Origin of the sequence: Streptosporangium sp. NPDC049644, from assembly GCF_040675205.1 — a bacterium.
Taxonomy (GTDB): Bacteria; Actinomycetota; Actinomycetes; order Streptosporangiales; family Streptosporangiaceae; genus Streptosporangium; species Streptosporangium fukuiense.
This window is the reverse complement of the sequence record NZ_JBFAOJ010000203.1, coordinates 1-4,597: the sequence shown is the minus strand read 5'-3', so window position 1 is coordinate 4,597 and position 4,597 is coordinate 1. Positions and strand designations below refer to the sequence as shown.

At 71.6% G+C, this 4,597-nt stretch carries 2 protein-coding genes; both read right to left on the bottom strand.

What is annotated here, in order from left to right:
- On the bottom strand, nt 1-2,375 hold a 2,375-nt coding region (locus AB0J58_RS44160), incomplete at its 3' end, for an amino acid adenylation domain-containing protein (RefSeq protein WP_364227635.1).
- The coding region (locus tag AB0J58_RS44155; RefSeq protein ID WP_364227632.1) for a condensation domain-containing protein at nt 2,372-4,597 on the bottom strand (2,226 nt) is incomplete at its 5' end. The genes AB0J58_RS44155 and AB0J58_RS44160, both read right to left, overlap by 4 nt.

Sequence of the window (4,597 nt, the reverse complement as noted above, 5' to 3'; positions counted from 1 at the left end):
TCCCCCGTCCGATACATCCGCCCACCACAACCACCGAACGGACACGCCACGAACCGCTCCGCCGTCAACCCGGCCCGCCCCAGATACCCCCGCGCGAGACCGGGCCCGGCCAGGTACAGCTCCCCCTCCACCCCGGCCGGAACCGGCCGCAGCCACGAATCCAGCACGTACGCCCGCGCGTCGCGCACCGGCGAACCGATCGGCGGGATCTCACCCGCCTTCAGGGGGGCACTCATGGTGGCGGCGATGGTCGCCTCTGTCGGGCCGTACGCGTTGATCATCAGACGGCCGGGGGCCCAGGTGTCCACCAGATTCGGCGCGCAGGCGTCCCCGCCGACGATCAGAGTCCGCAGGTGGGGCAGCGGGACCTCCGGAACCCCCGCCAGGGCCGCCGGGGGGATCAGGGCATGGGTGACCCGCGCATCCCGCAGGGCATCGGCCAGCGCGGCTCCGCTGTAGGCGCCGGAAGGAGGAATGACAAGGGCGGCCCCGGCCGCGAAGGCCATCAGCAGTTCCATGACCGAGGCGTCGAAGCTCGGCGAGGCGAAGTGCAGAACACGGCTGTCCGGAGTGATCCCGAATCTGTCGACCTGCGAGCAGGCGAGGGCGGCGATGCCGGCATGGGTGACCACGACACCCTTGGGCCGCCCCGTCGAACCAGAGGTGTAGATCACGTACGCCGGACTCTCCGGCACGAGCGGCACACCCGGATCGGACTCCACGTATCCGGAGGTGTCGACCCCGGCCAGCCAGTCGGCGTCGATCACCAGGGCGGGGGCGGCGTCCGCGAGCATGTAGGCGACCCGTTCCTCCGGGTAGCCGAGGTCCACGGGCAGGTACGCACCGCCCGCCTTCAGCACGGCCAGCGCCGCGACCACCAGATCGGCGGAACGGCGCAGCCTCAGCGCCACCAACCGCTCGGGGCCGATTCCGTGCTCGGCCGTCAGCAGCCGAGCCAGACGGTTGGCGCGGCCGTTGAGCTGCCCGTACGTGACACTCTCGCCGAGGTGGACCAGCGCGGTGGCCTCGGGGTCACGGGCGACGGCGGCTTCGAAGAGCTCGGGCAACGTACGGCGCGGCACCGGTGCGCCGGTTTCGTTCCACTCCTCGACGGCCTGTCTGTGCTCGGCGACGTCAAGGATGCCGATCCGGCCGACCGGCGTGTCCGGGTCGGTGACGATCGCGGTGAGCAGCAGGCTCATCCGGTCGAGCAGCCGCCGGGCCTCGGCGGTGCTGAACAGGTCGGGGCGGTGGTCCAGCCGCAGGGTGAGGCGGTCGCCGGGGACGGCGGCGAGGGCGAGAGGGTAGTGGTGGGCGTCTGTCGAGCCGAAGCCGGTCAGCCGGACCTCGCCAAGGGCGGTACCGGCGGTGGAGGGATCGAACGGGTAGTTCTCCAGCACGGTGACGGTGTCGAACAGGATGCCGCGCTGGATTTCGGTCAGCCCCAGGTGATGGTGGGGCATCAGCTCCGCCTGCTCGTCCTGGAGGCGTTCCAGCATTTCACCGACGGGCTCGGCGGGCCGGAGCCGGACCCGGACGGGCACGGTGTTGATGAACAGGCCGACCATGCGCTCGACCCCGGGCAGCTCGGGTGGGCGGCCCGATACGACCGCGCCGAAGACGACGTCCTCGCGGCCGGTCAGCTTGGCGAGCAGCAGTCCCCACACTCCCTGCAGGACCGTGTTGACCGTGACGCCACGGCGACGGGCCAGTCTGGTCAGCGCGGCGGTCAGGTCGGCGCCCAGTTCGGTGGCGACCTTGCCCGGCGTCACGGGCGCGCCCGCGGCGGGCGCCACCAGCGTCGGCTCGTCAATGCCCTCCAGCGCCCGGTCCCAGGCGTCCTTCGCGGCGGCGCGGTCCTGGCGGGACAGCCAGGCCAGGTAGTTCCTGTAGGGCGGCGCGGGCGGGGCCTCCACACCGAGATAGAGCGCCAGCAGTTCTGTGACAAGCAGCGGGGTGGACCATCCGTCGAGCAGGATGTGATGGTTGGTGATGATCAGCCGGTGCCTGCCGGGCTCCGGCCGTACGAGAACGAAGCGGATGAGCGGCGGCACCGCCAGGTCGAACGGGCGTGCCCTCTCCTCCGCGGCCACCGCGGCCGGATCTGCCCCCTCGACCTCCCGCCAGGACGGTTCGACACTGTCCGGGATGACCTGGACGGGCCGGCTGAGGTCCTCGTGCCAGAAGGCGGCGCGCAGGTTGGAGTGGCGTTCGAGCAGCCTGGCGGCGGCGGCACGGAGCGCGGGGACGTCCAGCGGGCCGTCCAGGTCGATGGTGACCTGCGCGGTGTAGAGGTCGTGCTCGTCGTGGAGGGCGTGGAAGAACAGGCCCTGCTGCAGCGGCGAGAGCGGGAGGATGTCCTGGACCTGCGTCAACGCTTCTCCCACGCGGCTTGGATGCGGTCGATCTCCCCCTGGTCCAGGTCGACCAGGAGGTCGCTCGGCGTGTGTCCTCCCGCGCCGTGCTCGGCCAGCCCGGCGAGCGCCTCGAACCAGGTCTCGGCCAGCTCGGCGACCTCCGCCTCGTCGAGCACCCCCTCGGGCCAGGACCAGACGGCCTCCAGGTGAGGGCCGTCCGGCCGGTCGTGCGTGGTCACGTTGACCTCCAGGACGTGGGTCACCGGCATTCCGGGGTCGTAGCCGCCGATCTCGGTGGGAACCAGGTTCCAGTCGCCTCCGGTGACCGCGACCCGACCGAGGTAGTTGAACACGATCTGCGGACGGGGAAGCTCGGCGAGCTTCTGCGCGGTCTCCGGTGCGAGATGGCGGAGCATCCCGTAACCCAGCGGGTCGGGCAGCGCTCTGAGCTGCTCCTTGACCTTTTTGATCGCCTGAGCCGCGGCCCTCTCGTCGGACCAGCCGGTCAGACCCGGGTCGAGCCTGACGGGGTGGATGGTGGTGAACCAGCCCACGGTCCTGGACAGGTCGACGTCGGGGAAGATCTCCTCACGGCCGTGCCCCTCCAGGTCGAGCAGGACGGAGGTGCCCCGGGCGCCGCGCCTCCTGCGCCAGTGGGTCACGGCCAGGGCGAGCCCGGCGAGCAGCACGTCGTTGACCCGGCCGTGGAACGCGGCGGGGACGGCCGCCAGCAGAGGTTCGGCCCTCTCCGGAGGCAGGGTACGGCGGAGACTGCGCAACGTCGCGGCGGTGTCGAGACGCGGATCGAGGGACCTGCGCCCGATACGCGGATCGGGGCCGTCGAGGATCTCGGCCCAGTGGTCGAGTTCGCCGACCCGGTTGGGAGCCTCGTCGTGCAGGCGGTGTGCCCAGGTACGGAAGGAGGTGGGCACCGGCTCCAGCACCGGGACGGTTCCCCGATGAGTGGCCCCCTCCTGAGCGGCCGCTTCCGGCGCGGTTCCTTCTTGAGCGGTCGCCTCTCGCGGGGCCGCCCGGTGGATGGCCTCCTCGTGAACTGCCGCTTGCGGGGTCGCGTTCTCGGGGGTCGCGTTCCAGGCGGTGAACAGGTCCGGCAGCAGGATGCGCCAGGACACCCCGTCCACCGCCAGATGGTGCACCGTCACCACCAACCGCCCCGACACCTCCGGCCCGGCGTCCAACCACGCCACCCGGACCAGCTGCCCGGCCACCGGATCCAACCCCGACCGCGAGAGCGCCGCCTGCTCGGCCACCGCGACGGCCAGATCCCCCGACACCTCCACCCGGCGCACGCACCCGTCCGCCACCACCGCCCCCCGCGGAGCGACCTCATACCCCTCATCCGCCGACACCCGCAGCCGCAGCACGTCATGGTGATCCAGCACCACCTGCACCGCCGACGTCAGACGCTCCAGCCCAAGCCCGGGAGGAACCCGCAGGACGACCGTCTGGTGGTAACCGGCGACAGGACCTTCGCGTTCCGCGAGCCAAGCCATGATCGGAGTCGCTGGAAACCATCCGATTCCCGCGTCTTCCGGCTCGCCCCGCCGCTGCCGTTCCTCGACCGCGACCGCGGCCAACTCCCGCACGCTCTGATACCGGAACACATCCCGAGGCGAGAACACCACCCCCGCCGCACGCCCCCGAGCCACCAACCGAATCGCCACGATGCTGTCCCCACCCAGATCGAAGAACCCGTCATCCACCCCCACCCGCTCAACCCCCAACACCTCCGCGAACAGACCGCACAACACCTCCTCCCGCGCCGACAACACCCCCCCACCCGACACCACCCCAGCCCCCACCACCGACGGCGCCGGCAACGCCGCCCGATCCAGCTTCCCGTTCCCCGTCAACGGCAACACCTCCACCACCACCACCACCGACGGCACCATGTAATCGGGCAACACCTCCCCCGCGAACCGCCGCAACTCCCCCGCATCCAACCCACCCGAGAGAATCGGCGCACCGGACACATCCGGCAGGTTCACGCTCAACACATCCGACGAACCCGCCACACCCAAGAGGGCGAGCGCATCCGACACATCCGCCGCCGCCCCGCCCGGAGCCGGACCGCCGACCGGCTCCACCGCCCCCGCGACCGTGCCCCCTGCGGCCTCCACCACATACGCCACCAGCCGCCGGTCCCCCGGCCGATCCTCCCGCACCACCACCGCCACATCCGCCACCAGCGGATGCGCCGCCAGCACCGCCTCGACCTC